At 34.5% G+C, this 1,014-nt stretch carries 1 protein-coding gene; it reads right to left on the bottom strand.

Annotation, left to right across the window (positions count from 1 at the left end):
• On the bottom strand, positions 1–1,014 hold a 1,014-nt coding region (locus tag CJF60_RS05135; protein ID WP_143823587.1), incomplete at both ends, for a lipoprotein 17-related variable surface protein.

Below are 1,014 nucleotides of genomic sequence, written 5' to 3' on the forward strand. Positions count from 1 at the left end.
ACTTAGTATCAGTTCCACTACCACTTGAAAGTAATAATTGTACTTGTAATGATCCTGCAGTGTTATCTCAGTTGGTTCCTGTAGTAGGTGTAACTTTAATGATTTCGAATTTGAATCCTGAATCACCTAAACTATCATTAAGACTATCTAATTTAACTTTTAATGCTTCATTTAAATTAGTGTAATCTGTATCCTCTGTAATTTGAGATGCTAATTTAGCTTTTAAGGCTGCTGCTTGTTCGCCATCTGATAATACTAGAGTTAGATTACCATCTTCAGTTAATGACTTATAAGTTGTAAGTGCAAAAGCTTGCTCACTAGTAAAGCCTGTGACTGATACTTCTTTACCTTTATCAGTTTCAGTAGTGATTTTACCTGTTGTACCATCAAAACTACTTTCTCCATTTTTTAATAAGGCTTTGAATTTTAAAATTCCTGTAGTGTTATCTGCAGTAATAGTTTCATAGCTGACAGTGAATCCTTCAGGAGTAGTAGGCGCTTTAAAAGTAGTTTCATCTTTAACTAGTTCTGTAACTTTTTCAACTGTAGCAAATTCAGAAGCTAGTTTAACTTTATCAGTATCTGAAGCAGTTAGAGTAACTTTTAAGGCATCATATCAAGTTTTCGCTGCTGCCTCTAACTCTTGACTAGTATTTTTAAAGCCACTTAAAGTAACTTCTTTACCAGCGCTTGTTTTTTCGGCTACTAAGTCACCAGTAGTTGTGTAGAACTCTTGCCCTTGTTTTAGATAGACTTTAACTTTGAGTGTACCGTTGGAATCAGATGCGCCTGAAGTAACTAGTTCTAGATCGACGCTTGATCCTGAAACACTTGTAGGTGCTGTGAATAAAGATGTAAGATCTGTTGTAGCAACTTCACTTGGTTTTTTAGCAGTTAGTTCTGTTGTTGTAACTGTAGTATCTTTAACAGTATCATTATATCAACTTGTGACATCTGCTTTAGTTGTATCAACTTTGAATCCTGAAACTGTCACTGTTTTACCAGTAGCAGTTT

Origin of the sequence: Mycoplasmopsis agassizii, assembly GCF_002272945.1 — a bacterium.
GTDB lineage: Bacteria > Bacillota_I > Bacilli_A > Mycoplasmatales > Metamycoplasmataceae > Mycoplasmopsis_B > Mycoplasmopsis_B agassizii.